The 26,873-nt window shown below is 34.9% G+C and carries 21 protein-coding genes, 34 tRNA genes, 1 other RNA gene and 1 other annotated feature; of the genes, 1 reads left to right on the top strand and 55 read right to left on the bottom strand.

The genetic code is table 11. From position 1 onward, the window contains the following. Positions 1-5: 5 nt before the first annotated feature. The 38 genes from FYJ71_RS08600 to FYJ71_RS08415 all read right to left on the bottom strand — a co-directional run bounded on the left by FYJ71_RS08600 (position 6) and on the right by FYJ71_RS08415 (position 8,851). Positions 6-1,328 carry a metallophosphoesterase gene (locus FYJ71_RS08600; RefSeq protein ID WP_154538457.1) on the bottom strand — a complete coding sequence of 441 codons (1,323 nt, stop codon included), beginning with the start codon at positions 1,326-1,328 and terminating at the stop codon, positions 6-8. A gap of 55 nt (positions 1,329-1,383) precedes the next feature. Further along, positions 1,384-1,457: transfer RNA gene (locus FYJ71_RS08595), tRNA-Arg, on the bottom strand. A gap of 104 nt (positions 1,458-1,561) precedes the next feature. After that, positions 1,562-1,632: transfer RNA gene (locus FYJ71_RS08590), tRNA-Cys, on the bottom strand. 9 nt (positions 1,633-1,641) lie between these two features. Beyond that, positions 1,642-1,714: transfer RNA gene (locus FYJ71_RS08585), tRNA-Lys, on the bottom strand. A 4-nt stretch (positions 1,715-1,718) separates the two neighbouring features. Further along, positions 1,719-1,795 (bottom strand) — tRNA-Met (locus FYJ71_RS08580). A 4-nt stretch (positions 1,796-1,799) separates the two neighbouring features. Continuing rightward, positions 1,800-1,875, bottom strand: a tRNA-Phe gene (locus FYJ71_RS08575). Between the two features lie 8 nt (positions 1,876-1,883). Continuing rightward, positions 1,884-1,972: transfer RNA gene (locus FYJ71_RS08570), tRNA-Ser, on the bottom strand. 32 nt (positions 1,973-2,004) lie between these two features. After that, positions 2,005-2,080 (bottom strand) — tRNA-Gln (locus FYJ71_RS08565). Between the two features lie 6 nt (positions 2,081-2,086). After that, positions 2,087-2,160, bottom strand: a tRNA-Arg gene (locus tag FYJ71_RS08560). Between the two features lie 34 nt (positions 2,161-2,194). Beyond that, positions 2,195-2,278, bottom strand: a tRNA-Leu gene (locus FYJ71_RS08555). A gap of 16 nt (positions 2,279-2,294) precedes the next feature. Continuing rightward, positions 2,295-2,379: transfer RNA gene (locus FYJ71_RS08550), tRNA-Tyr, on the bottom strand. Positions 2,380-2,383: 4 nt separating this feature from the next. Then, positions 2,384-2,458 (bottom strand) — tRNA-Thr (locus tag FYJ71_RS08545). Continuing rightward, positions 2,422-2,571, bottom strand: a complete 150-nt coding sequence (locus FYJ71_RS08540) for a hypothetical protein (RefSeq protein ID WP_154538456.1) — start codon at positions 2,569-2,571, stop codon at positions 2,422-2,424. The genes FYJ71_RS08545 and FYJ71_RS08540 overlap by 37 nt, the downstream gene beginning before the upstream one ends. Positions 2,572-2,868: 297 nt before the next feature. Further along, positions 2,869-2,945: transfer RNA gene (locus FYJ71_RS08535), tRNA-Asp, on the bottom strand. 9 nt (positions 2,946-2,954) lie between these two features. Next, positions 2,955-3,030, bottom strand: a tRNA-Val gene (locus FYJ71_RS08530). Positions 3,031-3,034: 4 nt separating this feature from the next. Beyond that, positions 3,035-3,108, bottom strand: a tRNA-Gly gene (locus FYJ71_RS08525). Positions 3,109-3,118: 10 nt separating this feature from the next. Continuing rightward, positions 3,119-3,190, bottom strand: a tRNA-Glu gene (locus tag FYJ71_RS08520). A gap of 12 nt (positions 3,191-3,202) precedes the next feature. After that, positions 3,203-3,278, bottom strand: a tRNA-Met gene (locus tag FYJ71_RS08515). 10 nt (positions 3,279-3,288) lie between these two features. Beyond that, a tRNA-Leu gene (locus tag FYJ71_RS08510) sits at positions 3,289-3,378 on the bottom strand. Between the two features lie 9 nt (positions 3,379-3,387). Continuing rightward, positions 3,388-3,462 (bottom strand) — tRNA-Asn (locus FYJ71_RS08505). 5 nt (positions 3,463-3,467) lie between these two features. Further along, positions 3,468-3,541 (bottom strand) — tRNA-Cys (locus tag FYJ71_RS08500). 5 nt (positions 3,542-3,546) lie between these two features. Beyond that, positions 3,547-3,623: transfer RNA gene (locus tag FYJ71_RS08495), tRNA-His, on the bottom strand. A gap of 9 nt (positions 3,624-3,632) precedes the next feature. Next, positions 3,633-3,709, bottom strand: a tRNA-Pro gene (locus FYJ71_RS08490). 31 nt (positions 3,710-3,740) lie between these two features. Next, positions 3,741-3,817 (bottom strand) — tRNA-Ile (locus FYJ71_RS08485). 5 nt (positions 3,818-3,822) lie between these two features. Next, positions 3,823-3,899 (bottom strand) — tRNA-Met (locus FYJ71_RS08480). A gap of 9 nt (positions 3,900-3,908) precedes the next feature. Then, positions 3,909-3,984 (bottom strand) — tRNA-Lys (locus FYJ71_RS08475). 8 nt (positions 3,985-3,992) lie between these two features. Next, positions 3,993-4,067: transfer RNA gene (locus FYJ71_RS08470), tRNA-Gln, on the bottom strand. Positions 4,068-4,074: 7 nt separating this feature from the next. Next, positions 4,075-4,151: transfer RNA gene (locus FYJ71_RS08465), tRNA-Arg, on the bottom strand. A 6-nt stretch (positions 4,152-4,157) separates the two neighbouring features. Continuing rightward, positions 4,158-4,232 (bottom strand) — tRNA-Gly (locus tag FYJ71_RS08460). Positions 4,233-4,251: 19 nt separating this feature from the next. Next, a tRNA-Leu gene (locus tag FYJ71_RS08455) sits at positions 4,252-4,335 on the bottom strand. A 16-nt stretch (positions 4,336-4,351) separates the two neighbouring features. Next, positions 4,352-4,436, bottom strand: a tRNA-Tyr gene (locus FYJ71_RS08450). A gap of 4 nt (positions 4,437-4,440) precedes the next feature. Next, positions 4,441-4,515: transfer RNA gene (locus FYJ71_RS08445), tRNA-Thr, on the bottom strand. A gap of 273 nt (positions 4,516-4,788) precedes the next feature. Continuing rightward, positions 4,789-4,865 (bottom strand) — tRNA-Asp (locus FYJ71_RS08440). Between the two features lie 8 nt (positions 4,866-4,873). Next, positions 4,874-4,949: transfer RNA gene (locus tag FYJ71_RS08435), tRNA-Val, on the bottom strand. Between the two features lie 4 nt (positions 4,950-4,953). Next, positions 4,954-5,027, bottom strand: a tRNA-Gly gene (locus FYJ71_RS08430). Between the two features lie 109 nt (positions 5,028-5,136). Next, positions 5,137-7,464, bottom strand: a complete 2,328-nt coding sequence (locus tag FYJ71_RS08425) for an ABC transporter permease (protein WP_154538455.1) — start codon at positions 7,462-7,464, stop codon at positions 5,137-5,139. 13 nt (positions 7,465-7,477) lie between these two features. After that, positions 7,478-8,194: an ABC transporter ATP-binding protein gene (locus FYJ71_RS08420; RefSeq protein WP_154538454.1), complete on the bottom strand. Its 717-nt coding sequence runs from the start codon at positions 8,192-8,194 to the stop codon at positions 7,478-7,480. Between the two features lie 15 nt (positions 8,195-8,209). Further along, the gene (locus FYJ71_RS08415; RefSeq protein ID WP_154538453.1) at positions 8,210-8,851 is read right to left on the bottom strand and encodes a TetR/AcrR family transcriptional regulator; all 642 of its coding nucleotides are present in this window, start codon (positions 8,849-8,851) and stop codon (positions 8,210-8,212) included. A gap of 206 nt (positions 8,852-9,057) precedes the next feature. Between FYJ71_RS08415 and FYJ71_RS08410 the strand changes: the two genes are divergently transcribed. Beyond that, positions 9,058-10,335: an MGDG synthase family glycosyltransferase gene (locus FYJ71_RS08410; RefSeq protein WP_154538452.1), complete on the top strand. Its 1,278-nt coding sequence runs from the start codon at positions 9,058-9,060 to the stop codon at positions 10,333-10,335. A gap of 133 nt (positions 10,336-10,468) precedes the next feature. Here FYJ71_RS08410 and FYJ71_RS08405 read toward each other — a convergent pair whose 3' ends face one another. The 17 genes from FYJ71_RS08405 to FYJ71_RS08325 all read right to left on the bottom strand — a co-directional run bounded on the left by FYJ71_RS08405 (position 10,469) and on the right by FYJ71_RS08325 (position 26,863). Further along, positions 10,469-10,657 (bottom strand): hypothetical protein, encoded by a 189-nt coding sequence (locus FYJ71_RS08405; protein ID WP_091994341.1) that lies wholly within the window; start codon positions 10,655-10,657, stop codon positions 10,469-10,471. A 36-nt stretch (positions 10,658-10,693) separates the two neighbouring features. Continuing rightward, on the bottom strand, positions 10,694-11,293 hold the full coding sequence (gene recR / locus FYJ71_RS08400) for a recombination mediator RecR (protein ID WP_154538451.1): 600 nt from the start codon (positions 11,291-11,293) through the stop codon (positions 10,694-10,696). A gap of 21 nt (positions 11,294-11,314) precedes the next feature. Further along, positions 11,315-11,659 carry a YbaB/EbfC family nucleoid-associated protein gene (locus FYJ71_RS08395; RefSeq protein WP_091994344.1) on the bottom strand — a complete coding sequence of 115 codons (345 nt, stop codon included), beginning with the start codon at positions 11,657-11,659 and terminating at the stop codon, positions 11,315-11,317. Positions 11,660-11,728: 69 nt separating this feature from the next. Then, positions 11,729-13,468, bottom strand: a complete 1,740-nt coding sequence (gene dnaX / locus FYJ71_RS08390) for a DNA polymerase III subunit gamma/tau (protein WP_154538450.1) — start codon at positions 13,466-13,468, stop codon at positions 11,729-11,731. A 62-nt stretch (positions 13,469-13,530) separates the two neighbouring features. After that, an RNA gene (gene ffs / locus FYJ71_RS08385) (signal recognition particle sRNA large type) lies at positions 13,531-13,795 on the bottom strand. 214 nt (positions 13,796-14,009) lie between these two features. Continuing rightward, the gene (locus FYJ71_RS08380; protein ID WP_154538449.1) at positions 14,010-15,344 is read right to left on the bottom strand and encodes a Na+/H+ antiporter NhaC family protein; all 1,335 of its coding nucleotides are present in this window, start codon (positions 15,342-15,344) and stop codon (positions 14,010-14,012) included. A gap of 96 nt (positions 15,345-15,440) precedes the next feature. Next, positions 15,441-15,528 (bottom strand) — tRNA-Ser (locus FYJ71_RS08375). A 121-nt stretch (positions 15,529-15,649) separates the two neighbouring features. Beyond that, entirely contained in the window at positions 15,650-16,129 is a 480-nt protein-coding gene (locus FYJ71_RS08370) for a nucleoside deaminase (protein ID WP_154538448.1), read from the bottom strand. A 181-nt stretch (positions 16,130-16,310) separates the two neighbouring features. Further along, the gene (gene serS, locus FYJ71_RS08365) at positions 16,311-17,591 is read right to left on the bottom strand and encodes a serine--tRNA ligase (protein ID WP_154538447.1); all 1,281 of its coding nucleotides are present in this window, start codon (positions 17,589-17,591) and stop codon (positions 16,311-16,313) included. Between the two features lie 60 nt (positions 17,592-17,651). Next, positions 17,652-17,859, bottom strand: a binding site (T-box leader). A gap of 195 nt (positions 17,860-18,054) precedes the next feature. Beyond that, positions 18,055-18,756 (bottom strand): ABC transporter ATP-binding protein, encoded by a 702-nt coding sequence (locus FYJ71_RS08360; RefSeq protein ID WP_154538446.1) that lies wholly within the window; start codon positions 18,754-18,756, stop codon positions 18,055-18,057. Between the two features lie 128 nt (positions 18,757-18,884). Further along, positions 18,885-20,021: an LCP family protein gene (locus FYJ71_RS08355; protein ID WP_154538445.1), complete on the bottom strand. Its 1,137-nt coding sequence runs from the start codon at positions 20,019-20,021 to the stop codon at positions 18,885-18,887. A 40-nt stretch (positions 20,022-20,061) separates the two neighbouring features. Continuing rightward, positions 20,062-21,477 (bottom strand): sugar transferase, encoded by a 1,416-nt coding sequence (locus FYJ71_RS08350; RefSeq protein WP_154538444.1) that lies wholly within the window; start codon positions 21,475-21,477, stop codon positions 20,062-20,064. Positions 21,478-21,564: 87 nt separating this feature from the next. Further along, on the bottom strand, positions 21,565-22,389 hold the full coding sequence (locus FYJ71_RS08345; protein WP_154538443.1) for a tyrosine-protein phosphatase: 825 nt from the start codon (positions 22,387-22,389) through the stop codon (positions 21,565-21,567). A gap of 24 nt (positions 22,390-22,413) precedes the next feature. Then, positions 22,414-23,088: a CpsD/CapB family tyrosine-protein kinase gene (locus tag FYJ71_RS08340; RefSeq protein ID WP_154538442.1), complete on the bottom strand. Its 675-nt coding sequence runs from the start codon at positions 23,086-23,088 to the stop codon at positions 22,414-22,416. Between the two features lies 1 nt (position 23,089). Next, positions 23,090-23,779 carry a YveK family protein gene (locus FYJ71_RS08335; protein WP_154538441.1) on the bottom strand — a complete coding sequence of 230 codons (690 nt, stop codon included), beginning with the start codon at positions 23,777-23,779 and terminating at the stop codon, positions 23,090-23,092. Positions 23,780-23,845: 66 nt separating this feature from the next. Further along, on the bottom strand, positions 23,846-24,922 hold the full coding sequence (locus FYJ71_RS08330; RefSeq protein WP_154538440.1) for a glycosyltransferase family 2 protein: 1,077 nt from the start codon (positions 24,920-24,922) through the stop codon (positions 23,846-23,848). A 21-nt stretch (positions 24,923-24,943) separates the two neighbouring features. After that, the gene (locus FYJ71_RS08325; RefSeq protein WP_154538439.1) at positions 24,944-26,863 is read right to left on the bottom strand and encodes a glycosyltransferase family 32 protein; all 1,920 of its coding nucleotides are present in this window, start codon (positions 26,861-26,863) and stop codon (positions 24,944-24,946) included. Positions 26,864-26,873: the final 10 nt, after the last annotated feature.

Below are 26,873 nucleotides of genomic sequence, written 5' to 3'. Positions count from 1 at the left end.
TTTCTTTATTGCTTTATTGTTATTTCATTGTGGTTTCTCAGGACATCATCGGTATAAATACTTTCCAAGTACTTTACTTGAAATTCATCCGAGAAATGTTCCAGCCACATTTTTAAGGTTGGATTATCTTTTCTTAATTGAGGATTTTTATATATTTCGCCAGAAAAATAAGAGACACTGGAATCGACCATAAATTCCATCATTTTTTCAATATCTTCTTTCTTGAATTTGCCGATTGTCTTTTCACCAGAAAGCACCTTGCTAGATTGCATTAACACATTTTCTCTGAATTTTTCTCTGGAAAAATTATCAAAATTCACAAGTGTATCATCCTTATACCCATACTTCTCCATCCATTTGGAAATTGACAGTTTTTCAGTAAAATACTCTATTGTATTGACATCATCTATATCGACTACAGCATATATATGAGGATATAGTCCAATCGAGCCTATAGATATATCATATACGCCGTTATATTGAGAAATATGCTGTAAATGCATGTGTCCACTCAAATTTAACCTCACATTGTATTTTTTATATAATTCTACTATACTTGAAGCATTTTTTATCCTATATCCCGATGCAAACATCTTATTGTGGATTAAGATATTCTGATGAGATACAGATATTACTATTTCATTTCTACTGCTTGTATACTTAAGAATTCTTTCTATCCATTTTAAAGTTCCATTTGATACTTCATTGATATTTTTACCAGAATTAGTATCTAAAAGCAATAGATTTACATTTGAGCTTAATTTATATAGATAACTCAACGAGTGATTATCTCTACTGACAATTCTTTTATTTTCGCCCATACCAAATGAACTATATATATTCGAAAAATCATTTGAGTCAATATTTTCCACAGTTTCTATTTCATCACCAAAATATGAATTTGATCTTTGACTATCTATATCGTGGTTTCCTGGTATTACCAGTACTTGTATACCTTTATCTTTCAATATATTTAGCTTTGAAGAAACTTCCTCGTGGCTAACTCTCTCCCCATTAAAGGTTATATCTCCGCTTATTACGAGTACATCGGGCTTTATTTCTATAACTTCCAATATTAGAGAATCTAATATTTTATCCACATTTTTTACAGGTTTTGCATCTACAACTCCAATTTTTTCGTTGTAGGACTCCCCATAATCTGTTAGTCTAGAAGATAAATAATGAAGATCGCTTATTTGAACAATCTTTCCACCTTTTTTTAGTCCACTTATCTCTACTGACTTTATTTCTCTATCCACCCTATTATCTCTACTGAGAACAAAAAAACCAATCACTATAATCAATAGCAGTATTATAAAAATATACATACTTTATTCCTCCTAAAAAAATAGACCTAAAGCATAAGTGCTTTAAGTCTAAAAGTGCGCCCAGCGGGACTCGAACCCACAACCCCTTGATTCGTAGTCAAGTACTCTATCCAGTTGAGCTATGAGCACTTATTAAAAAATCAATAACTACCCTATTTTTAATTAATAAATATCTTAGTCTATTGATTATGATAACACAAAAAAATAATTTATTCAATTGTTAAATTAATAAGAGGCGACATCCAGATTCGAACTGGAGATCAAGGAGTTGCAGTCCACTGCCTTACCACTTGGCTATGTCGCCATAAAAAAATGGATCATCAGGGGCTCGAACCCTGGACACCCTGATTAAGAGTCAGGTGCTCTCCCAGCTGAGCTAATGATCCAAATTGGTAGCGGTAACGGGACTCGAACCTGTGACCTTTCGGGTATGAACCGAACGCTCTAGCCAACTAAGCTATACCGCCAAAATGGTGCCTAGAGGCGGAATCGAACCACCGACACGGGGATTTTCAGTCCCCTGCTCTACCGACTGAGCTATCTAGGCAAGTTACATGGCGGAGAGGGTGGGATTCGAACCCACGGTGCCTTTCAGCATCACTGGTTTTCAAGACCAGCTCCTTAAACCACTCGGACACCTCTCCACTGATAATAAACTTTTCAAACAAATAAAAAATGGCTGGGGATGCGGGACTCGAACCCACGAATGCATGAGTCAAAGTCATGTGCCTTACCGACTTGGCTAATCCCCAGCAAAATGAGCGCACAGGGATTCGAACCCCGGACACACGCCTTAGAAGGGCGTTGCTCTATCCAGCTGAGCTATGCACCCATAATATATTTGCTTATATTAAATTAAAATAAACTGGTGCGGATGAAGGGAGTCGAACCCCCACGCCAAAGGCGCTAGATCCTAAGTCTAGTGCGTCTGCCAATTCCGCCACATCCGCATATTTAGTTTATTTCTGGTGGAGGATGGTGGATTCGAACCACCGAAGTCGGTGACAACAGATTTACAGTCTGCCCCCTTTGGCCGCTCGGGAAATCCTCCACGTTGGAGCTGGTGATAGGAATCGAACCTACAACCTGCTGATTACAAGTCAGCTGCTCTACCGTTGAGCCACACCAGCACATGATATTTTCTTCGTATTTTGACGTTCTTTGAAATGCTCCTCGTAAAATTCTCAGTCACATACAAAAGTATGCTCCTTCCAATTCCACTTCGTTCTCTTTCAAATCTCATTCAAACTACTCGAAAATATAGTTTTGTTTTTTCGTATTTTGACGTTCTTTGAAATGCTCCTCGTAAAATTCTCAGTCACATACAAAAGTATGCTCCTTCCAATTCCACTTCGTTCTCTTTCAAATCTCATTCAAACTACTCGAAAATATAGTTTTGTTTTTTCGTATTTTGACGTTCTTTGAAATGCTCCTCGTAAAATTCTCAGTCACATACAAAAGTATGCTCCTTCCAATTCCACTTCGTTCTCTTTCAAATCCTATTCAAATTACTCGAAAATACAATCTTGTTTTAGTCTTTTGGCGACCTGGAAGGGGCTCGAACCCTCGACCTCCAGCGTGACAGGCTGGCATTCTAACCAACTGAACTACCAGGCCGCATTTTTTTGGTGGGAGTAACAGGGCTCGAACCTGTGACCCCCTGCTTGTAAGGCAGATGCTCTCCCAGCTGAGCTATACTCCCACTTTGGAGCGGGTGAAGGGGATCGAACCCTCACAGCTGGCTTGGAAGGCCAGAACTCTACCATTGAGCTACACCCGCATGTGAAAAATGACTCCTAGGGGAATCGAACCCCTGTTACCGCCGTGAAAGGGCGGTGTCTTAACCGCTTGACCAAGGAGCCAAGTATTTAATTTGGTTGCGGAGGAAGGACTTGAACCTTCGACCTTCGGGTTATGAGCCCGACGAGCTGCCAACTGCTCCACCCCGCGTCATAAACTATGGTGCCGAAGACCGGAATCGAACCGGTACGAAAGTATAAGTTTCGCAGGATTTTAAGTCCTGTGCGTCTGCCAGTTCCGCCACTTCGGCGCAAAAACATGGCTCCAAGGGTGGGGCTCGAACCCACAGCCTACCGGTTAACAGCCGGTTGCTCCACCATTGAGCTACCTTGGAATAATTGGAGGCGACATCCAGATTCGAACTGGAGATCAAGGAGTTGCAGTCCACTGCCTTACCACTTGGCTATGTCGCCTCATATGGGGTGGATAAAGAGATTCGAACTCTCGGTCTCCAGAGCCACAATCTGGCGCTTTAACCAACTAAGCTATACCCACCATAAAAATTGGTCGAGGTGGAGGGACTCGAACCCCCGGCCCCATGGTCCCAAACCACGTGCGCTACCAAACTGCGCTACACCTCGAGATTATACTATTATCTTAAAATTCTTAAAATGGTGGACCATCAGGGACTCGAACCCCGGACCTACCGGTTATGAGCCGGGCGCTCTAACCAACTGAGCTAATGGTCCACTTATGGTAGCGGTAACGGGACTTGAACCTGTGACCTTTCGGGTATGAACCGAACGCTCTAGCCAACTAAGCTATACCGCCATAAAATATTGGTGGATCATCAGGGGCTCGAACCCTGGACACCCTGATTAAGAGTCAGGTGCTCTCCCAGCTGAGCTAATGATCCATAAAAATTGGCAGGGGATGAGGGATTTGAACCCCCGAATGTATGAGTCAGAGTCATATGCCTTACCGCTTGGCGAATCCCCTATAAAAATGGTGAGCGCACAGGGATTCGAACCCCGGACACACGCCTTAGAAGGGCGTTGCTCTATCCAGCTGAGCTATGCACCCATTTTTTGGAGCGGGAAACGAGATTCGAACTCGCGACTTCGACCTTGGCAAGGTCGCGCTCTACCGCTGAACTATTCCCGCTCATTAAATTAAAATAAACTGGTGCGGATGAAGGGAGTCGAACCCCCACGCCAAAGGCGCTAGATCCTAAGTCTAGTGCGTCTGCCAATTCCGCCACATCCGCATATTTAGTTTATTTCTGGTGGAGGATGGTGGATTCGAACCACCGAAGTCGGTGACAACAGATTTACAGTCTGCCCCCTTTGGCCGCTCGGGAAATCCTCCACGTTGGAGCTGGTGATAGGAATCGAACCTACAACCTGCTGATTACAAGTCAGCTGCTCTACCGTTGAGCCACACCAGCATATGTTATTTTCTTCGTATTTTGACGTTCTTTGAAATGCTCCTCGTAAAATTCTCAGTCACATACAAAAGTATGCTCCTTCCAATTCCACTTCGTTCTCTTTCAAATCTCATTCAAACTACTCGAAAATATAGTTTTGTTTTTTCGTATTTTGACGTTCTTTGAAATGCTCCTCGTAAAATTCTCAGTCACATACAAAAGTATGCTCCTTCCAATTCCACTTCGTTTTCTTTTAAATCTCATTCAAATTACTCGAAAATACTTTTAGTTTTTTGGCGACCTGGAAGGGGCTCGAACCCTCGACCTCCAGCGTGACAGGCTGGCATTCTAACCAACTGAACTACCAGGCCGCATTTTTTGGTGGGAGTAACAGGGCTCGAACCTGTGACCCCCTGCTTGTAAGGCAGATGCTCTCCCAGCTGAGCTATACTCCCACTTTGGAGCGGGTGAAGGGGATCGAACCCTCACAGCTGGCTTGGAAGGCCAGAACTCTACCATTGAGCTACACCCGCAGAAGTTGTTAAAAAAATCATTGTCCTATTGAACAAGTATTATAATATCAAAATTATAAATAAAAGTCAATAGGATTTTGTTTATTTGATATATTTTTTTACTGTAATATCATTCTCTATTTTTTAAAGCTTCTGCGAAACTCATCCTTGATATCTTTCTCATCTGCAATACCATAATTAGTATATATACAAAAACCGGCACAATGATTGCCACAATAACAGATTTTTTGTCTATTGTCATTTCAAAATATCCACTAAACTTAGACATAGCTATTAAAGAAATATACTCTAGTGATTTTATTTCAAGAGGTATTCCCAAAGCAATTGTAAGTAATAGCACAAAAGTACTTCCACCTAGATATATAGATTTAATCTCTTTCGTTCTATATCCAAACACTTTCAAGTAAGCTATATTAAGACTATTCTTTTCAAGTATCAGCTTTGTTAGCATAAACATTATAATAAAAAAGAATAGTGCTGATACAGTGCTAAAAACACCTATCAAAGGTCCCATTATTTGTTTTAATTGTTTTCCCGCATCCCCTGCCACAGATTTATCGATTATTGTCGCAACATAATTTTCGTCTATGTCTAGCTTGTGATCACTCAAATAACAGTTGAAATATTCCTGATCCTTGTCAATGTTTTTATTTAGAATATCTTTACTCATAAATAATGATAAAGAAGATGGGTAATCGTATACACCTACAATTTTATATATTTTCTTTTTTCCTGTAAACTTATCCCAAACATCTACACTATCTCCAATTTGCAAACCAGCTTTTTTACACAAGCTTTTACTTGCGATGATATGTTCGGGATTGTTTGCAACCTTAAGATTTTTAAAGTATCTTGAATTTTCGGATACTCCGATAATGCTTATATCCTCTTTTTCCCCTCTAATTGGTATATATATTTGAGATGAAGATATAGTCAATTTTTCTACACCTCTACTGGTTAAATCTAAATTATTATCCATTTGTTTGGCACCATTATTTGTCTTTTCAGAGTTTAATTCTACGGGTACCTTTAAAATATATTGATAATTACTAACCATACCTTCACGAGTATTTTTCGTATAGTTATCGAAGGTAGGATTTATTGACAAGCCGTAGAATAGCAATATACTACTGATAAATATTCCAATCATCATCACAGCATAGTCACCCTTTTGTTTAATGATTACCCTCGAAATAAATCTTGTTTTAAATTTTTTAAATGGAACATTCCTTGCTTTTTTCCTTCCTTTTTTTGTCAAAGCTCCCCTAATAAATTCTAGTGGCGAAAACCTCATCTTTCTAGAAATGCATATCACATTGATAGCCAGCATTATTACAACTGGAATTATCGTTGTCATAACAAAAGCATCCATGTTGAAATAAGGTTCAAAATTTGGCAATTCAAAGCTTTTGTAATACATAGATTCCATAGGCTTGGTCATAACTGTATACCCTAATATATTACCCACTATTCCAGCAAATATCGTTATTATAACAGGTCCTGACAAATATAGTTTTATCAGCTCACTTCGTCTATATCCATTTGCCATCAATGTTCCTATTATTCCAGCTTCTTCAGTTATTATACTTGATGAAATTGCCCAAAAAACAAGAGAGATAACACTAAGCATAATACAGAAAAACACGATCATCATAGGCTTGTCACCACCCATATCATCAATCATAAAGGTAATTGCATTATTGCTGTCTTTAGGCATAAACGACATCAGGATATTCTTTTTGCTTACAATATCAAGTATTTTTTTATGCTTTGACTTTGATGTATTATCATTCACTTTGTCATTAAATTTATATCCATTTTGATAAACTAAGCTCGATTGAACTGCCTTATCCATCAGACTCTTATCTATCATCCCAATTCCAAATGACTGTGCATCAAACATCAGCTCTGTATTTTTTGAGAAAACCGCATTGTAATCTGGAGTGCTTACAAATCCTACAACAGACAAAGTTCTTGACTTTCCATCCTTAAAATAACTGCTCGGTATAGTCAGTTTTTCACCTATATTTATATTATTATTTTCGGCGTAAAGTCTATTCAAAGTAATTTCACTGTCATTTGTGGCGATTCTTCCCTTTGTGACAACTGCTTTATCAATTACCTTTCTGTTTTCATAAATTCTCAGATTGTTATTTCCATCCATTTTTACTTCAAAATACGCCATTTTTTCGACATACACGTTCAGCTTATCGATTTCATTTAAAACGTTTTCATCCAATGGATATGCTGTTGTAAACTGTCCATCCTCTACGTTTCCATCTCTCATTATTTCATCATATTTGATTAATACACTGTCAGCAGTTACCAAAAATCCAGAAACAGACGAAATCATCATGACAAGCAGCAAGAATAAGCTAAAATTTCTTCCGAGTCGTTTTCTAATACCCAACCATATCCTTTTGTTAGTTGTTTTCATAGCATCAATACACCTACCATTCTAATTCACTGGCTTTCTTTACATCATCATTTATTATATCCAACACCACCTTGCCATCTTTTATTCTCAGGATTCTTTGTGCCATCCTCGTAATTTCCTCATTATGAGTCGCAATTATTACAGTGGTTCCATATTCTTCTACAATTTTCTCTATAAGCCTCAAAATATCTTTTGATGTCTTATAATCCAATGCTCCTGTTGGTTCATCGCAAAGTAAAAGCTTTGGTTTTTTTACCAACGCCCTTCCTATAGCGCACCTTTGCTGTTGTCCCCCAGATATTTGACTTGGTAGCTTATTCCAGTGTTCTTCAAGCCCCAAGCTATTTATGAGTTCATGTATATCCATAGGGTTCCCTACAATCTCTGCACCAACCTCTATATTTTCCTTAACATTCAAATCTCCTATCAAATTATAAAACTGGAACACGAATCCCAATTTTTCTCTTCTGTATTCTGTTAATTTTTTTGATGAAAGACTCGTTACATCTATGCCGTCGACAATGACTCTTCCTGAATCAATATTTTCGAGACCACCTATTACATTTAGAAGTGTTGATTTCCCAGAACCAGATGGACCCAATAAAGCACACAATACACCTTTTTCCAACTCAAAAGATATACCATCTATTACTCTATTAAAATTATCATTATCTCCATATGTTTTCACAATACTATCGACTTTCAAAAAAGATTTATTTTCTTCTTTCATAAAATATTCCTCCTATCATTTCGTTTTTGATAGATCCAACTTAACATCCATAATATGCATCCAGCCAGCCATATAAAAATCATAAAGCTCCTTCACGCATACTCTAGCATTGTCGATGGGCACGTCATGAGTTATCAATTCAAATAATGATGCGAACATTCCACTAATCAATATATGTTCAGTATCTGAAGATAATTTTTTGACACTAATACCAATATGCTCTAGGTAAAAATGAAATTTATGCATTTCTTCCATTCCGCATACAGTTATATCATGTATAATATTTTCATACCTTGTACCTGACGAACCATCAATTAATATTTTGAACTCAACCTTATACTCGTACATATACTCCAAAATCGAAATAACACTGTCCAGATGTGAAGAAATTCTGTCTCCTGACTTATTATTGCTTTCTATATCAAAAAACGTGCTATATCCTTTTTTGTACATATTCATTATATTATTGTAATGAGACTCCACAATTGCATCGAAAAGCTCATATTTACTTTTATAATACCAATAAAAAGATCCAGTTGTAACTCCAGCATCCTTCACTATTCCCCTCAATGAGGCGTTAGCGAATCCTTTGTCCAGAAATTCGGCTTTCGCAATTTCCAAAATTTTTTCTCTCGTTATTAAATCGTTTTTAGACATTTTTTACCTCTCCCATAACATTGTTATAGTTTAATAATATAACAATGTTATATAGCTGTCAAGATTACAAAAAATTTATTTTTCTCCATTAACTCTTTAAATTACTTCTATTATGCTTTATAATTTTCTCTAGAGGACTTTTAATAATCTCATTTTTTATATATATATAAAAAATTAAAATGAAGTTCACAAAGGAGGGTATTTATTTGAAAAAAGTATTTATTATGACGGCTTCTACTGGCGGAGGGCATAATAGAGCTGCCAAAGCTATAGCCGAAGAATTGGAAAAAAGAACCTTTAATGGTGAAAATATAAAATGCTACATCAAAGACAGCTTTAAATTAGTAAATCAAGCCATGGATAAAGTTATTTCAGAGGGTTACGAAATGTCCGCAAAATATACACCAAAGGCATACGGTACAGCGTATAGCCTGTCGGACAAAAAGTTTTTTTCGTTCAACGAATATAAAAGTAACCCAATATCACTTCTGATGGCTAGAAAGTTTAAAAAACTTATAAAGGAAGAACAACCGGACTTGATAATTGGTACGCACGCTTTCCCTCTTATCGCACTTAGCAGACTAAAAAAAGGTGCCAGAGGTGAGAATTTGGAAACAGAATTTGAAGAATTTGTTGAAAAAAGTGGAGATATCAAATACGAATTCCCGCCACTTATTTCAGTTTTGACTGACTACACAGCTCATTCCACGTATCTTCAGGAAGAGATAGACTACTATATATGTGGAGATGAATATGTGAAAGAGCTTTTGATTGAAGACGGCATCTCGCCTAATAGAGTAAAACCCTTTGGTATCCCAGTCGAAAAGTCCTTCCTAGAATCTAGACCTAGAGATATCGTGCTACAAGAGCTTGGATTGGATCCAAGCAAAAAGACTGTTTTGTTGATGGGTGGTAGCTTTGGTGCAGGAAATATTAAAGGTACATTGGATGATATTGCAACCATAGATAGAGATTTTCAGATTTTGGTAATTACAGGAAGAAATAAATCTCTTCAAAAGACTCTTGAATCAAGAGTTTCTGAGTACGATACTGATATAAATATCAAAATAATCGGTTTTACAAATATCATGAATGATATTTTACCTGCCATTGATTTATTGGTTACAAAGCCTGGTGGATTGACAACAACAGAGGCATTGCTAAAAGAAGTTCCTATGATTATACCGTACTTTATACCTGGACAAGAAGAAGAAAATCTTGACTTTTTAACTAACTGCGGTGTTGCAATCAGGACAACAAATAAATTTTCAATCAAATCAGTAATAAAGGTGCTTATTGATAATCCTGAAAGAATTGAAAGAATGAAGGGCAATATCAAGCTTATCAAAAAACTTAATTCGGCAGAAAATATAGCAAAGCTTTCTATGGAGATATTTGAAAACTGTGAGGTCGACTACTCAAACACATTCTCTAGAAGGTCTGTGCTAGACATAATTGAAGACGTTCCTCTTCTTACAAAATAATTTTTATGAAATTTATAATTTAATTCATTTGTTAATATAATTGACGGTTTGATTAAAAGTTTAGAATTATCACATTGATTACATTAAAAAAGCTCACATATTCTTTTAAAATTGAATAATGTGAGCTTTTTATTTATTTTTTTTCTGGCTCATAGTAATCTTCTTCATAATCATACTGAAAATTTCTGGCATTATTTCTAAACTGACTACTATCATTAACTCTTTTATACCTCGATGTTTTGCTGGATGCCTTAGGCTTTTTATTGTTATGTCTCTTCTTGATCAATAAGTCAAGAGCTTTATTTTCATCAAAATCACTCATACTAATAATCCTCCGACATTTTAATTATCAAAATAGCTAAATTTCTCTTCTTCCCTCCATGGCTTTTGAAATAGTGACATCATCTGCATACTCCAAATCTCCACCAACCGGAAGTCCATGAGCTATTCTAGTAACCTTTATTCCCATTGGTTTCACAAGCCTAGAAATATACATAGCAGTGGCTTCACCCTCTATAGTTGGATTTGTTGCCATAATGATTTCCTTGACTTCTCCTGTTCCCAGTCTTGAAATCAACTCCTTTATCTTTAACATTTCTGGACCAACTCCATCCATTGGAGATATTACGCCATTGAGCACATGGTATTTCCCATTGTAATCCTTTGTTCTCTCCATGGCTGCAACATCTCTAGGATCTTCAACAACACATATCATCGATGAATCTCTATGGTCATTTGAGCATATTGAGCATATTTCTGAATCCGCAATATTACAGCATATTTTACAGTATTTAATTTCATTTTTTACATCGACAAGTGCTTTCGCCAATGCATTGATATCATTAGAATCCATATTGATTATGTGAAAAGCCAGTCGCTGAGCAGTCTTTCTTCCTACTCCTGGTAGCTTTGACAACTCATTTATCAGCCTATCAATAGGCTCGCTATAATTTTCCATATTTTCTACCTCTAGCTCCTATTAGAACGGAAGGTTCATTCCTCCAGTAAATTTACTCATCTGAGATTTCTGCATCTCGTCAATATCTCTAAGAGCCTGATTAATCGCACTCATAATCAAATCCTGTAGCATCTCTACATCATCTGGGTCAACTACCTCTTCCTTTATCTGAATATCAACAACCTCTTTTTTTCCATTAACCTTGACAACTACTGCACCACCACCAACTGATGATTCAACTTCCTTCAATTCTAGCTCTTCCTGAGCTTTTTGCATATCAGCCTGCATCTTTTGTGCCTGCTTAAGCAAGTTATTCATATTCATTCCACCTGGCATTCCGCCACCAAAACCACCTTTTTTAGCCATATTTATACCTCCATCATGTTATTTGTATTTTTTATATTTAATTTATATTAAAAATATTATTTATATTTTCTACTCCTCGTACTCTATTTCACCTGAAAAATCATCACCAATCAACTCCAATAGCCTATTTTGTCCATTTGATTCATCGCTGCTTCTATCATTTGAAATATTTCCACCCAGCATTTTATCTGTTTCACTACTTAATATTATACCAACATTTACATCGATACCAAAAACCTTTTTTATGGCGACTTTTAGATAATCTATGTTTTCCGCAGATCTCAATCTCGCTATGACAAATGAAAAATTTTCGCTACCGACGATATATAATATATCATTGTTTATTATGAGATCAACTTTTTCTAATAAAAATGCCCTCAGCACCTTCTTATTATCCTTATTTAATTGATTCATCAGTCCCATCCAGCCTTCTTTGATGTTGTTCAGGATATCCTCTGTCAACACACTGGTACTTTCACTGGAAGATGCTCCGGCATCTGAACTATCGGATGCTGTTGTAGAATCTGAGTCAGTGCCAGATTTTTGTTCGACTTTCTGATGTTTATTTACACCATGTGCAAAATTTTTCTGTCTATCTCCAGCCGTTTTATTATTTTGCGTGTCTAAATCAGCGATAACATTATTAATTATACTTATTTTGCCGTCTTCTATCAATTTTTCCAATTTTTCAATCCTGCTGTAAAGAGCTTCCAGTGACGAGTCGGTTTGAGGAGCTGCTATTTTCATCATATACACTTCCATACTCATCCTGCTGTTCGTAGTAAATCTCAAATTATCCAATAGCTCGGAAAGCAGAGTCAATACTCTAACCAGCTCTTCTTTTCTTACAGCCTTTGACAATTCAATTATTATATTTTTGTATTCTACAGTGAATTCTATGAAATCCTCTGCATCTCCCAAAATCTTTGCGACCATGATATTTCTAAACAGCTGTATTAAATCAAGCGTCAAAATTTTCAAGTCTTTACCGTTTGTATAGTATTCTTCTACTAGCTTTATACATCCACCGACATTGTATTCTATAATATTCCTCGCAAACTCGATCAACTGGATTGGATCTGTAATACCCAAAATGTCTTCAACGTCACTTGCATTGATTACACCATCTGTAAATGAAACACACTTATCCAAAATACTCAATGAATCTCTGACAGATCCTTGCCCATTTCTGGCGACGATTCTAAGGGATTCCTCGTCTATTTCAATATTTTCACTTTTGCAGATATTTCTCATCCTGTCCATCAAATCGTTGATAGACACTCTCTTAAAATCAAATCTTTGGCATCTTGAAAGAATCGTTGCCGGTATCTTATTCGGCTCAGTAGTAGCCAAAATAAATATCACATAGGATGGAGGCTCTTCAAGAGTTTTCAACAAAGCATTAAAGGCTCCCTGAGACAACATATGGACTTCATCTATTATATACACCTTGTACTTTGAATTGCTAGGCGTATACTTTACGGTCTCTCTAAGCTCTCTGATATCATCGACACTATTGTTTGAAGCAGCGTCTATCTCTACAACGTCAATATTGGAATTATCTAGAATTGATACGCATGATTCGCATTGATTGCATGGATTATTATTTTCCAAATTGTCACAGTTGACAGCTCTAGACAATATTTTTGCCGCAGTAGTCTTACCCGTACCTCTAGTGCCACAGAATAAATACGCATGATTCAGATTTCCCTCTTTTATCTGGTTTTTTAACGTCTTTATTATATGCTCTTGACCGATCATATCTTCAAATACTATCGGTCTATACACCCTGTACAACGCTTTGTGCATCTCATTACCTCCAAAAAATAAAAAATCCCATTAACCATGGGATTGCTAATTATATGTTTAAACTGCACACCATCCTCCGACAAATGCCTCCAACCGTTGCCCATGTAGTTTGCTCCTTATAGGCATCCCCAAGTCACATGAAAGGTATCACTTACCGCTGCTTTCTTCCGAACCTGACGGGATTCATGAGCTTCCATTGCTTGGGACCCATCTATCAACACTACTTGCATAGGACTGCATCACAGACAAATTGCCTCGGGATGGAATTCAACCCCGCTAAAGCGGATTGCGGGTTACAGGGCACCGCTATCTCCCCATCTAGTACAGCAAAATTATAACCTAATGTAGTTTTAACATATTTTATTTCAATCTTTAGTTAATCAAAGTTGAAATCATGTTTTCCTAATAGAATTATACGAAACAAAAGTTCACTAAACCTTAATTATTCACAAATATGGAACAAAATTCTTGTATAATCGCTTTTAATCATAACACATTAATAAGTATTATTCAATAAAATTGAAAAAATATCTTCAAAATATTATTTATTTGAGCCCATGTATTTCGTATAAGGAAAATATATGGACAATATCGCAAAAATGGCTAGTACATATTGATACCAACATAAACTGATAACCTCAAATGGACTGTTTAACCCCTTTATACTAGCACACGCAAATAACACCTGCGCACCATAAGGAATAATTCCCTGAAAAACACATGAGAAAATATCCAGTAAGGATGCCGTTCTTTTTGGTTCGACACCATATTCTTCGCTTATTTCCTTTGCGATTGGACCGTTTATCAAAATAGCCACAGTATTGTTAGCAGTCGCCATATCTGTAAGTGATATCATTGCAGCAATACCCAATTGAGCTGATTTTTTTCCTCTTATTACCTTTCTTATCTTCTGTAATATCCAGTTTATTCCGCCCTCCTTCTCAACCATGGCAGCCAATCCTCCCATGAACATTGAAAGCAAGAATATATCGAGCATACCCTTAAAGCCTTCAAATATTTGTTGAGTATATACCAGTGCGGTAAAAGACCCATCTGCAATCCCGATAATGCCAGAAAATACTATTCCACCAGTTAAAACAACGAATACATTCACTCCACATAGCGCTGATACTAATACAAAAATATATGGTAAAACCTTTATAAGGCTATATGAATAAGTTGTAGCCTTTGGAACAACCTCTGGTCTTCCAAAAATTAATAATAAAACTACAGTGACTATTGCCGCTGGTAGTGCTATTGCAAAATTTGCCCTAAATTTATCCTTCATTTCTACATTTTGAGTTCTAGTTGCAGCAATTGTCGTATCTGATATAATAGACAAGTTATCACCGAACATTCCACCACCTATTGTCGCTCCGATTACCATCATCTGATTTAATCCAGCGGCCTCAGCAAAACCTATGGCTATAGGTGCAACGGCTACAACTGTTCCAACAGATGTACCTGTTGCAACTGCAATAAAAGATGAAATAATAAAAATTCCAGCAGTAATAAATTGAGGTGGTATTACAGACATTCCTAGATTAACTACGGAATCAACTCCACCCATCTGTTTTGAAACTGTTGTAAACGCTCCAGCCAATAGGAAAATTATACACATTATCACTATATTTTCATTTCCACATCCTCTAATAAACGTATCAAACTTTTCATCAATTCCACCTTTGAATAATATAAATGCAACAATTATACCACAAATAACTGCAACTGGAGATGGTAATTGATAAAAAGCCAATTCAACACCTTGAGAACTCAGTACAATTCCAGTCACCAAATACACTGCGATAAACACACCAAATGGAATCAGCGCCTTTGCACTAGATTTCACATTCTCTTTGATTTCACTATTTTCCATAAAAATTCCCCCCTTTTCTTCTGAATAAAAAATTTTACAAACACAAAAAACATCAATCAAGGTATAAAAAAATCTGGTATGCATACCAGAAAGAAGCGGAGAAGAAGGGATTCGAACCCTCGATGCAGTTTCCCACATACTCGCTTTCCAGGCGAGCCCCTTAAACCAACTCGGACACCTCTCCAATTCCATATGATACCATATTAGAGAAGTATAGTAAAGATATTATCACTAAAAATTAAAATATTTTTTGTATATTCAAGATCGGTCGACACAATAATCAACATTACTTAATAAAATTAGTGTTATTTCTTTTCACTCCTTCTTTTCTTAAAAAATTCATTCAATATATTAGAGCACTCCTCTCCCATTATTCCAAATTCAAAAATAACCTTATTGTCATCGTAAATTTCCCTTTTAAATTCATTGTGCTTGTCCACCACATGGTTTTTTAAATGTCTGGCACCGATGTATATTTTTTTTATTCTTGAATTCACAATAGCCCCTGCACACATTACACATGGCTCCATCGTCACATATATCTCGCAATCAAATAATCTCCATCGCCCCAATTTATCACACGCCTCTTCAATCGCAACCATTTCGGCGTGATTAAGAGGATTGTTTGAAGTCTCGACTTTATTATACCCTCTACCCACGATTTCGCCATTACATACAACAACAGCACCTATTGGAGTTTCCCCCCTATCATATGCCTTTTGTGCTTCAAGTAAAGCCTCACTCATAAAATATTTTGTTTTTTCATCAAATTCTTTAAAGCACATTTTTTACCCTCTTTCATAAATATCAAAATCTATCAATATTTTATAGCTATCACTAATAGTATATCATATGATTAACAACCATAGTGGCAGTGATAAAAATAAATACAAAAATAAAAAATCAGGTATACAAATAAGCCTATTAATACACTTATAACATATACCTGATTTAACTACTCATCTATTACTTTATAACATCACAGCCCATATATGGTCTTAGAGCCTCTGGAACAACAACGCTTCCGTCAGCCTGCTGATAGTTTTCAAGAATAGCTGCGAAGGTTCTACCCACAGCAAGTCCAGATCCATTTAATGTATGAACAAATTCTGTCTTTGAATTTTTATCTCTCTTAAATCTGATATTTGCTCTTCTAGCCTGGAAGTCTTCAAAATTAGAGCAAGAAGAAATTTCAACATATCTATTATAGCTTGGCATCCAAACTTCTAAGTCATACTTTTTAGCAGCAGTGAATCCCAAGTCACCTGTACAAATCTTAACAACTCTATATGGAAGACCTAAAACCTGTAATATTTTCTCTGCATCATTTGTCAATGTTTCCAATTCTGCATAAGAATCCTCAGGCTTTGTAAACTTAACTAATTCAACCTTGTTAAACTGGTGCTGTCTAACCAAACCTCTAGTATCTCTACCCGCTGAACCAGCTTCTGATCTAAAGCAAGGAGTGTATGCACAATGCTTGATAGTAAGGTCATCAGCTCCCAATATTTCTCCGGCATAGATATTTGTTACAGGAACCTCAGCAGTAGGAACCAAATAATAATCCTTATCTTCCAATTTAAACATATCCTCTGCAAATTTTGGAAGCTGTCCAGTTCCAGTAAAGCTGTTAGCATTTGCCATAAATGGTGGCATAACTTCTACATATCCATGCTTTTCAGTATGATAGTCCAAGAAGAAAGATATCAATGATCTTTCCAGCTTAGATCCCTTATCCTTATATAATGTGAATCTTGATCCAGTAATCTTTCCAGCTCTCTCAAAATCCAACATTCCTAAATCAGTTCCAATATCCCAATGAGCCTTGTATTCAAAATCAAATTTTGGTGGTTCTCCCCATTTTCTTATTTCAACATTGTCTTCATCAGTTTCCCCTTGTGGAACATCTGGATTTGGAACATTTGGTATTCTAAGAAGTCTGTACTGTAATTTATCTTCAACTTCCTTTAACTGAGCATCAAATTCCTTTATTCTATCAGATAACTCTTTTAATTCCGCCTTTATTTGGTCGATATTTTCACCCTTTTTCATCATTTCAGGTATTTTCTTAGAATCTACATTTGACTGATTCTTCAATACTTCAACTTCTTTAAGTATATCTCTTCTTTTGTCATCAAGCTCTATTACTTCATCTAGATCCTTTGGATCAAATTCTCCTTCTCCTCTTCTTCCCATTAAGACCTTAATTTCGTCCAAGTTTTCTCTAATTCTTTTTACATCAAGCATTTCAAACACCTCTCTAATTATAATTTCTAAAAATAAATAAAAAAAAGACTCCCATCCCAAATAAGGGACGAAAGTCGTAGTTCCGCGTTACCACCCTAGTTGATTAATAAATAATCCACCTCAAAGCCTTTAACGCAGGCATTACGTCTAGTACTATTTCAAACTAGAAGCTCTTGAGTAGATTCAGAAGTAATTGCAGAGGATTTTCACCAAACATCCACTCTCTAAATACAATTATCAACTTACTAAGCTCCGTCATCGCTAATATGAATACATTATATACCAATTATGAGTTTAATACAAGTATTTTTATTTCAAAAATTATATACTTATTTTATACTAACATAAATTTTATACTGACATAAAAATCTCTATCTTAATTTTTAAAATTAATATGTAGCCCTTAATTTATTCAACTGATTTTACGTAATCATACACATTTTTAATATTATATGTTCTATCCCTACCACTCTATATCGGCAATCGCAGCAGGTTTTTCATTAATCACAATGCTTTTTACCCTTGCATCGTGCATATGTATTACTCTATCGGCGATTGGAGCAATCGCAGCATTGTGAGTTACAATTATAACTGTCGATCCTTTTTTTCTGCTCATATCTTGAAGGATTTGCAAAACCTGCTTTCCCGTATTATAATCCAATGCACCAGTAGGCTCGTCACACAAAAGTATTTTCGGATTTTTGGCAACGGCTCTCGCTATTGCAACCCTCTGCTGTTCTCCACCAGATAATTGAGACGGAAAGTTATTTATTCTGTGACCTAGACCAACCTCAATTAGCGTTTCCTCAGGATCCATTGAGTTTTCCACAATTTCTACAGCCAGTTCAACATTTTCTTTTGCAGTTAGATTAGAGATCAGGTTATAAAATTGGAAAACAAATCCCACATCAGTTCGTCTGTACTGAGTCAACTGTTGCTTATTATAATTCGAGATTTCCTTTCCATCTATGATAACAGACCCCTCATCATTTGTGTCCATTCCACCAAGAATATTTAAAACTGTTGATTTTCCTGCTCCCGACGAACCAAGAATTACTACCAGCTCTCCTTTTTCAATATCAAAGCTGATATCGTTGTTTGCAATTATTTCGGTTTCTCCAACCTTATATCTTTTATAGCTATGCTTTATTTCAATATAACTCAAACAAATTCCTCCTCAAAACTAATATTCTTTTTCAATTTTGATTAACTAAACGAACAATATATCAACTCAATAAATTAGTTTTATTATATAACTACATTCTAACTAATTCAATAACGAAATACTATATATTAATTTTGATTTATACCTGCATTTGAATAATTTTCTTTCAACCTATTTTGCACTGCTTTTAAGCTTGATTCATCAAGAACGTACATAAACAGCTTCGAATCCGGCATCGCAAATGATTTCAATCCACTTTTACCAGCTCCCTTGATATCCAAAAGCTCAAATTTCCAGTCACCATCGTGGTTCAATTGGTAGTTAAATAGCTCAATCATTTTATCCTTTGGCATATTTGTCTGAATAGAGTCTTCCATGACTTTCAGTATTTTGCCATAATCACCTATACTTTTCAGCGACACCAATTTTTTTAATACTGCTTCGACGATAATCTCATGATTTCTACCTCTATCCAAATCTCCATTGGACAAAGAATATCTTTCTCTGGCAAATCCAAGAGCCTTCTTACCATCCAAATGAACGATTCCCTTTGAAAAATGGTATTTTCCATGTCTCGACGTAAAATCCTCTTTGTTATATACATCTATTCCACCTATTAAATCAATCAGCTTTACAAATGATGAAAAGTTAACTCTAAAATAATAATCTATTTCTTGATCGATTATATTTTCAACAGTGCTTATCGAGCTGTCTATTCCATATATTCCAGAATGAGTCAGCTTGTCGTACTCATTTTTTCCACCACCTGAAATTCTCACATATGAATCTCTAGGTATACTAACTATAACTGCGCTCTTTTTGTTGGCATTTATATTTAGTATAAGATTTACATCAGATCTGGAAACATTGCTTATGTTACCTTCTGTGTCAATTCCACTCAGATAAATATTGTAGGAACCACCACTATCTTTGTCTTTTACAGAAATGGCACTTTCTGATTTTCTATTCATTATCTCAAGCGATTTCAAGCTGTCATTTAAATACTTCGCAATCACCAGATGAGATATTATTATCACCACCATAAAAAACATCGATATTATTTTGGGGATTTTCCATCTAATTGAAACTAAAAATATGATTTCTAAAAAAATCATTATTGCAAAATACATATTTCTGTATCTTTCTCCCAATAATCCATTATTTAATATGGTCATCGCCATATAAATAAGCGATATAATATTCAACGCAAATACCACAAGATATAAAACGTCAGCATAGTTTTTTTTATTTATTTTAAACAACATTTATTTCCTTCTTCCAAAAAATACCTTCACAAATTAATAGCTACTTTGCTCCCTTTGATCTGAATACAACGACAATAGTCATTAAAATCAGCTTTATATCCAATCCGAAATTCCAATCCATAATATATTTTCTATCCAATCTCACAATCTCTTCAAAATCTGTGATATCACTTCTTCCCATGGCCTGCCAAATCCCAGTAATTCCTGGCTTCATAGCCAATCTAGATTTATGGTGTAAATCATACATCAAATATTCGTCATATGTCGGAGGTCTCGTTCCAACAAGGCTCATATCTCCCTTTAATACATTGAAAAACTGAAGTAGCTCATCTATACTCGTCTTTCTGATAAACCTCCCAATAGGAGTAATTCTTGGATCATCCTTCATTTTGAACATAAATCCATTCATCTCATTGTCCTTCAATAAATCTTTTTTTCTTTCCTCGGCGTCGACGTACATCGATCTAAATTTGTATATATTAAAAATTCTTCCATTTTTGCCAACTCTTTTTTGCTTAAATACAACCGGTCCAGGTGACGTGATTTTGATAATTGGAACGATAAATATAGATATTATCAATGTAATCAATAAGCCAACTATCGAGCCAATAATATCCAACATTCTCTTTAAAAAAAGATTTCTCTCACTTATTGAATTTGAATAGATTGTGACAAAATTCGTTTCACCAATATTTGAATAACCCACATTTCCATAACTTTTCTTTATTGATTCCAGACTATAATGTACGGTTATACCTGTAGATATAAGCTTTTCGACCAAATCTGCTACACTATTCGATTCTCGATCAATGTTGATAATAACTTCATCAACCTCGTTTTTCAAAGAATAGTTTATTATCTCTTTTTCCCCAATAATTATATTTGTATCATCGCTCTCATCACAATACTTCAGCTCTACATCATCCATAATGCCTATCCCAACTACTATATATTCATTATCAAAATCAGCTTTGACATCATAGCTATGCAAAATATTTTCAGAATCACCGACAATCAGTAGATTTCTTCTCTTTTTATCACTATAGATATACCTTCGCAAAAACTTTTTGACAAGCATACGCATTGCATATACGCATATAGTAGCAGTGACAAACCATATTCCAACGAAAAACCTAGAAAAAGATTCTGAGATTTTCAGTATAAAAAAGAACGATATAAGTATAAAGAAAGTTTGAAATGTAAACTTTGTCGTGCTTACAAACTCTCTAAAATATCCTCTCTTGCTAATTCCTACATAACTCTCGATAAAAAAAGCTACTCCAAATGCAATTATACTCATACCTATAGATATCATTGAATAACTTTCAGTCATCGATATTCTTCCAATGCTTCCATTGAGATTCACTGCTATATATAAAGCTATCTGCAATGCTATCAAATCTCCATACAGATAGATACTATTTTTCAAAATTCCATTTTCATTTCTTTCAAACATTTTCTAACTCCAAATATTTTAAATGTTGATATTTAATTTCCAAGCATAATAAATATATCATCAAGCTAAAGCAACAGCCTTTTACACTTAAAAACCAAATTTTCTCAATATTCTTTTCAACAAACTTCTACCATTTAAACCATTGTCATATAATGACATTTCAAATAAATCACGTGTAATCACTTCATCTCTTAATATTTTTTGAGGATTGTTGACTATTACCTCTTCAAACCACATTTCACCCTTTATCTTTAAAAGCATTTCCAGCGTATTTTTCACATTTGGGCTTCTCCACGTTGATGAATGTGAGTCTGTGGCAATAAAGTCTATGATATCATTTTTTAACAAATGAACAGCAGTTTTATATATCTGTTCATTTTTAGACCTACAAAACGAATCTATATTTACCTGTATCAAAGCGCCATTCTCAATCCATCCATACGGTATTTTTACATTTCTATGAATGTATGAATATCTCTCTACATGAGCTATTATTGGAATATATCCGCTAGCTCTAAGCTCGAATATCAGTTCATTTGCATATGCTGGTTCGCTGTGAAATGGAAATTCCAATAAAACATATCTACTGTTAGCCATTGTGCATATATTTCCTGAGTTAACATTCTTTACAGTACATTCGTCCGCATAGATTTCATTTCCCAAATACAATTCAAACTCTATATCTCTATGTTTAATCTCATTCTTTAATTCATTGAAAGCTAGCTCTAATTCCGATTTACTTTTTCTATATTTATCTCTAAAGTGAGGAGTCAATATTGCACCCTCGTATCCATTCTCTATGTACATTTCTATCATCTTCACTGATTCGTCAGTCGAAGAAGCCCCATCGTCAACACCTGGCAATAGATGAGAATGTATATCTATAATCTTATTATTTTTCTCTATCTCCACAATATTATCCTCCTCTCTTTATCATCATTCTTTGCCGTATCCGTAGCTTTCAATGTTCTTGATATCCACTTTATTAAAAACAAATCCTACTATATTTGCACCCACATTTTTTAAATTTTTCATAGCCAAATCCAGTTCACTATCTGTCGTTTTATTTTGGGATACAACCATCACTACTCCATCTACCATTGTTGAAACAATCGCTGCATCAGTTAGTACACCAACCGGTGGAGTATCTATTATCACATAACTGTAATGCTTTTTTATACCATCTATAAATGTTTTAAACTTCTTGCTTCCCAGTATTTCAGATGGATTTGGCGGCTTTATACCAGCCAAAATCAACTCTAGATTCGATACCATATCGTCCTTTATCTTGACATTTCTCAACTCGACGCCATTTACCAAGTAGTCAACCAAGCCCTCTTTATGATAATTCTTTGATATTTTACTAATAGATGGATTTCTAAAGTCACAATCTATCAGCAAAACTTTTTCTCCATTTAAAGCAATACTCCTAGCCAACCCCACAGAAATAGTCGATTTCCCTTCTTCTGGCTTGGATGAGGTCACCAAAAACACCTTATTCTCCTTATCAACCGAAGAAAAAGATAAATTTGTTCTAAGGGTGCGTATTGATTCTTCCAAAATAGTTTGATCGCTTATATATCTATTTTTCTTTCTTTTTATCCTAGCCATACTACTTACCTCTTTTCATATCTGGAATAATTCCTATAACTGGTATTCCATATCTTTCCTGCAGTTCCTCTGGTTTTCTAAAGGTACTGTCCGTCAACTCCCTATATATTGCATAAATACAAGATATCGTAAATGCCACTATTCCCACTAAGGCAGTATTCTTTACAACATTTGGATTTACAGGCATCTTAGGCTTTGAAGCATCCTCCAAAATAATAACATTATCTATACTCATTATATTTTTTATTTCCTTCTTGAACACATCAGCAGTTTCATTTGCTATCTTCATAGCTCTTTGTGGGTCAGTATCATTGACTGATATATGTATTATTTCAGTTTCTTTAACAGTATTCACTTCTACCATGTTCTTCATCTGCTCGTATTCAAGGTCTAGCTTCAAGTTTTTTATAACCTGCTCTTCTATCATTTTTGATTTGATTATCTCACTATAAGTCGTAACTAGCTTCTGGTTGACCATTAAGTCATTGTATTCAATATTTTTATCACTTTCAGCACCCTTTGTTTTACCAATAATCATCGTAGTAATGGCATTATACTCCGGTGTTACTACAAATTTATTTACAAATATAGATATTCCCATACAAACAATTGTGAATAGAATAATAAATTTTAAGTGCTTTTTTACACCGTTCAAAATATCTATCACATATATTTCATTTTCCAATTTCATTATTATCTCCTTTTGACCATTAAGTCATTAACTAATAATTCACCATTATGCACCAATAAACTTCGGCTAAAATTCAACCCGATTTTTGAATCTAATCCTTCTTATTATTCCACGAAGCATCAAAATCAGATAAGCTAGAACACAAATGCTTCTATGAGATACTCTTCCCCAAAAAAACAAGATTATTCTTATCTTTGTATCCAGCGTATCATTGGATACAAAATTTTCATTTTCGATACCACCTGTGTTTCCATAATTTTTTAGCCATATTAGGGCTGAATCAAGCAAATTTCTAAATTGAATTTCACCCATCTTAACTCCCTTAATATCGTTGGAAATCAAGTCAAACAGATCTGCAATAGTATATGCAGCAATAGGTATATTGTATCGACTTAAAATTGGATACATTATTTTTCTCTGTAGGATTAGCTGCTCCAGTAAATCTGGTTTATATCTTCTCACACTTGAATTATCAACTATCCTATAGAAATAGCCCTCACAATTTATGACACCTATATTCTCTTTACTTATACTGCAAATATATTCCAGAATGAATACTGCATCCTCGCCAATATACAGAGCTTCATCAAATCTAATGCAATTGTCTACAATTACATTTCTTTGAAACACCTTTCCACCAATTGCTCGCATATTCTTTCCCAGATAATATTTTTCTTCAAATTTACTTTCTCCAAATAAAAGTGAAAATATTAGCTCCTCTGTTTCAAAATCCTTTATAAATAATTTTTTATCGTTTGTAATTCTGCTACCATCGTCCAAAACTTTCGTCAACTCGGTTACATAAAGCTTTTTATCTTTTTCAATATTTCTATATATGCTCTCAAGATAATTCAAATCCAAAAAATCATCAGAATCTAAAAAGATAATATAATCACCATTTGATGATTCAATACCTAGATTTCTAGCTGAGGAAACGCCATTATTTTCTTGTCTGTAAATTCGTATTCTCTCGTCTTTTCTCTCAAATTCACGACACAATCTCAATGAATTGTCAGTAGAGCCATCATCTACAATAATCAATTCAAAGTTTCCATAGGACTGATTTATGACACTCTCAATACATTCTTTTATATACATTTCGGCATTATATACCGTACAAATCACAGTGAACATCACTTTCATATAACTACCTCTCAAAACCACTTAACAGCTCTTCGGAATTTTCTCATCCATTTTCTTAGAATCAAACATTCTGCAAAAGAATAGGAGCTGAAAACCAAATTGAGCTATCAACGTATCTGTTTCTGTAATTGAATACAAAATCCATGCCATCATTAATATTATTTCAATCTTATCAAGTCTACTTATCAGCTTAATCATTGCGATAGAAATAATAATAAACCAAATTACTCCTGCATTAAAAAAAATAAAAGAGTAGGCTGAGTCAAAGGTAAAGCTGTTAAGCCTCCATACTTCATCCCACACCATTGCTGTATCTAAATATTTTCCAAGCATTGTAAATCCAAAATTATTCATCGCATAGGAAGCGTATTTTAATCGACCTGTAATAATGCTATCCACTATCAGTGATAATTTATTTCCATAGACAAATTGTCTAGACAGGTACAAGTGAACAACACCTATCAAAATAAATAAATATCGTATTACTCCAAGTACTTTTATCGAATATATATTCTTCAATAGGACAAATGCCGATATAAATAAAAATATTAGTATCGAGGTCCTAGTTTTTGTAAAGTGAAATCCTATAATTTGAATTAAAATCAACACCAGCATATGGTAAAGCTTGATATTATTTCTAATAATCCAAATATACATCAGACACAGACTAGACAGCGTTATAGAGAACATATTTGAATGTACAAAGCCAAACATAAATGACCTTACGTCGCCTCTCCTAATATTTATCAATATATCCTTGTCGTATCCCAGTAAATAGACGATTAGCGAGAAAATACTTACGGCTATAAAAACCGACAGAATCGTAAAAAACATCACAGCTACTACTCGCCTCAAATCGTAATTTATCGTTCCAACAAAAATGCCCCACGTCGCCAAATAATACATATTTTTCATTTTATAGCTACTATATAACATCAAAATAGTAACTAGAAAAATCCAAAGTATCGTTTTAATGTTATATTTTTTTGAAACAATATGTAAAAAAATAAATAAATACGAAATAATCATCATTATATCCTGCAACCTTTTTGGAAATGAAAAATATACTGTTACGGACGTTATTATCTTTAATGTAATCAAAAAAACTGCCACATCAAATAACGTTATTCTATTTTTATTCACTCCTTCAAGACAAGATTTGTCAAACTCAGTATATGAATTTTCATTTGTCTCAGAAGTCAAACTATTTTTTGTTGTCAAAAAAACATTCTTTATTCCTCTTTTTAATAATAACAAGCTTCTAAATCTCTCAACTCCCATAAGCTTCTTCAACACATACCTCAATCTTTTCTTAAAGGTATTTTTTGTCCATGAGCCACTATAATGATGTACGCTTATCGTGTTATGGGTCTTACATATTTCGTGAACATCCAAGTCAAACCCACAAAAAAATTCATCTGGATAAACAGCCAAACCATCTATTACCTGTAGCTCATTTTTGCCTTCAAACCCCATTGTTTCAAGCTTTGCTGTTATGATATAGTTGACTGTAACTGGATTGTCGGAATCAAACACCATGCTTTCATATGTGTCGGACATATACATGGCGATCTTGTCATTTGAATGACATCCATATACCAATCCGGGACTTATCTTGCCTCCAAATTCCATACCTGTAAATGCTCTATTAGATAAAATACTCTCTGGAATTGCTTTTAAAAGCTCCACATCAGTATCAAAATATATTCCACCATACTGGCTCAATATCTTAAATCTCATATAATCCGATACAAACGCCCACTTGCCACTATCGTATGCTTCTTTTGAATACCTACAGCTATTGACGTCAAAATTTTCTTCATTCCATTCTACTATTTCGTATTCTGGCATATATTTTCTCCAAGAATCAATACATCTCCGTACCAACTCTGTCTTTTCATTCTTACCAACCCATACATAATGAATTTTTTTAGGTATCATAAATATTCAC

Origin of the sequence: Peptostreptococcus porci (assembly GCF_009695815.1) — a bacterium.
Classification (GTDB): Bacteria; Bacillota; Clostridia; order Peptostreptococcales; family Peptostreptococcaceae; genus Peptostreptococcus; species Peptostreptococcus porci.
Note: the sequence above shows the minus strand (reverse complement) of the source record. Positions and strands in the feature narration are given on the sequence as shown.

What these genes read in the sequence shown, in the direction of transcription:
- FYJ71_RS08600 (WP_154538457.1), bottom strand. Translation starts at nt 1,328, where the DNA reads ATGTATATTTTTATAATACTGCTATTGATTATAGTGATTGGTTTTTTT.
- FYJ71_RS08540 (WP_154538456.1), bottom strand. Translation starts at nt 2,571, where the DNA reads ATGAGATTTGAAAGAGAACGAAGTGGAATTGGAAGGAGCATACTTTTG.
- FYJ71_RS08425 (WP_154538455.1), bottom strand. Translation starts at nt 7,464, where the DNA reads ATGAAAACAACTAACAAAAGGATATGGTTGGGTATTAGAAAACGACTC.
- FYJ71_RS08420 (WP_154538454.1), bottom strand. Translation starts at nt 8,194, where the DNA reads ATGAAAGAAGAAAATAAATCTTTTTTGAAAGTCGATAGTATTGTGAAA.
- FYJ71_RS08415 (WP_154538453.1), bottom strand. Translation starts at nt 8,851, where the DNA reads ATGTCTAAAAACGATTTAATAACGAGAGAAAAAATTTTGGAAATTGCG.
- FYJ71_RS08405 (WP_091994341.1), bottom strand. Translation starts at nt 10,657, where the DNA reads ATGAGTGATTTTGATGAAAATAAAGCTCTTGACTTATTGATCAAGAAG.
- recR (WP_154538451.1), bottom strand. Translation starts at nt 11,293, where the DNA reads ATGGAAAATTATAGCGAGCCTATTGATAGGCTGATAAATGAGTTGTCA.
- FYJ71_RS08395 (WP_091994344.1), bottom strand. Translation starts at nt 11,659, where the DNA reads ATGGCTAAAAAAGGTGGTTTTGGTGGCGGAATGCCAGGTGGAATGAAT.
- dnaX (WP_154538450.1), bottom strand. Translation starts at nt 13,468, where the DNA reads ATGCACAAAGCGTTGTACAGGGTGTATAGACCGATAGTATTTGAAGAT.
- FYJ71_RS08380 (WP_154538449.1), bottom strand. Translation starts at nt 15,344, where the DNA reads ATGGAAAATAGTGAAATCAAAGAGAATGTGAAATCTAGTGCAAAGGCG.
- FYJ71_RS08370 (WP_154538448.1), bottom strand. Translation starts at nt 16,129, where the DNA reads ATGTGCTTTAAAGAATTTGATGAAAAAACAAAATATTTTATGAGTGAG.
- serS (WP_154538447.1), bottom strand. Translation starts at nt 17,591, where the DNA reads ATGCTTGATGTAAAAAGAATTAGAGAAAACTTGGACGAAATTAAGGTC.
- FYJ71_RS08355 (WP_154538445.1), bottom strand. Translation starts at nt 20,021, where the DNA reads ATGTTGTTTAAAATAAATAAAAAAAACTATGCTGACGTTTTATATCTT.
- FYJ71_RS08350 (WP_154538444.1), bottom strand. Translation starts at nt 21,477, where the DNA reads ATGTTTGAAAGAAATGAAAATGGAATTTTGAAAAATAGTATCTATCTG.
- FYJ71_RS08340 (WP_154538442.1), bottom strand. Translation starts at nt 23,088, where the DNA reads ATGGCTAGGATAAAAAGAAAGAAAAATAGATATATAAGCGATCAAACT.
- FYJ71_RS08335 (WP_154538441.1), bottom strand. Translation starts at nt 23,779, where the DNA reads ATGAAATTGGAAAATGAAATATATGTGATAGATATTTTGAACGGTGTA.
- FYJ71_RS08330 (WP_154538440.1), bottom strand. Translation starts at nt 24,922, where the DNA reads ATGAAAGTGATGTTCACTGTGATTTGTACGGTATATAATGCCGAAATG.
- FYJ71_RS08325 (WP_154538439.1), bottom strand. Translation starts at nt 26,863, where the DNA reads ATGATACCTAAAAAAATTCATTATGTATGGGTTGGTAAGAATGAAAAG.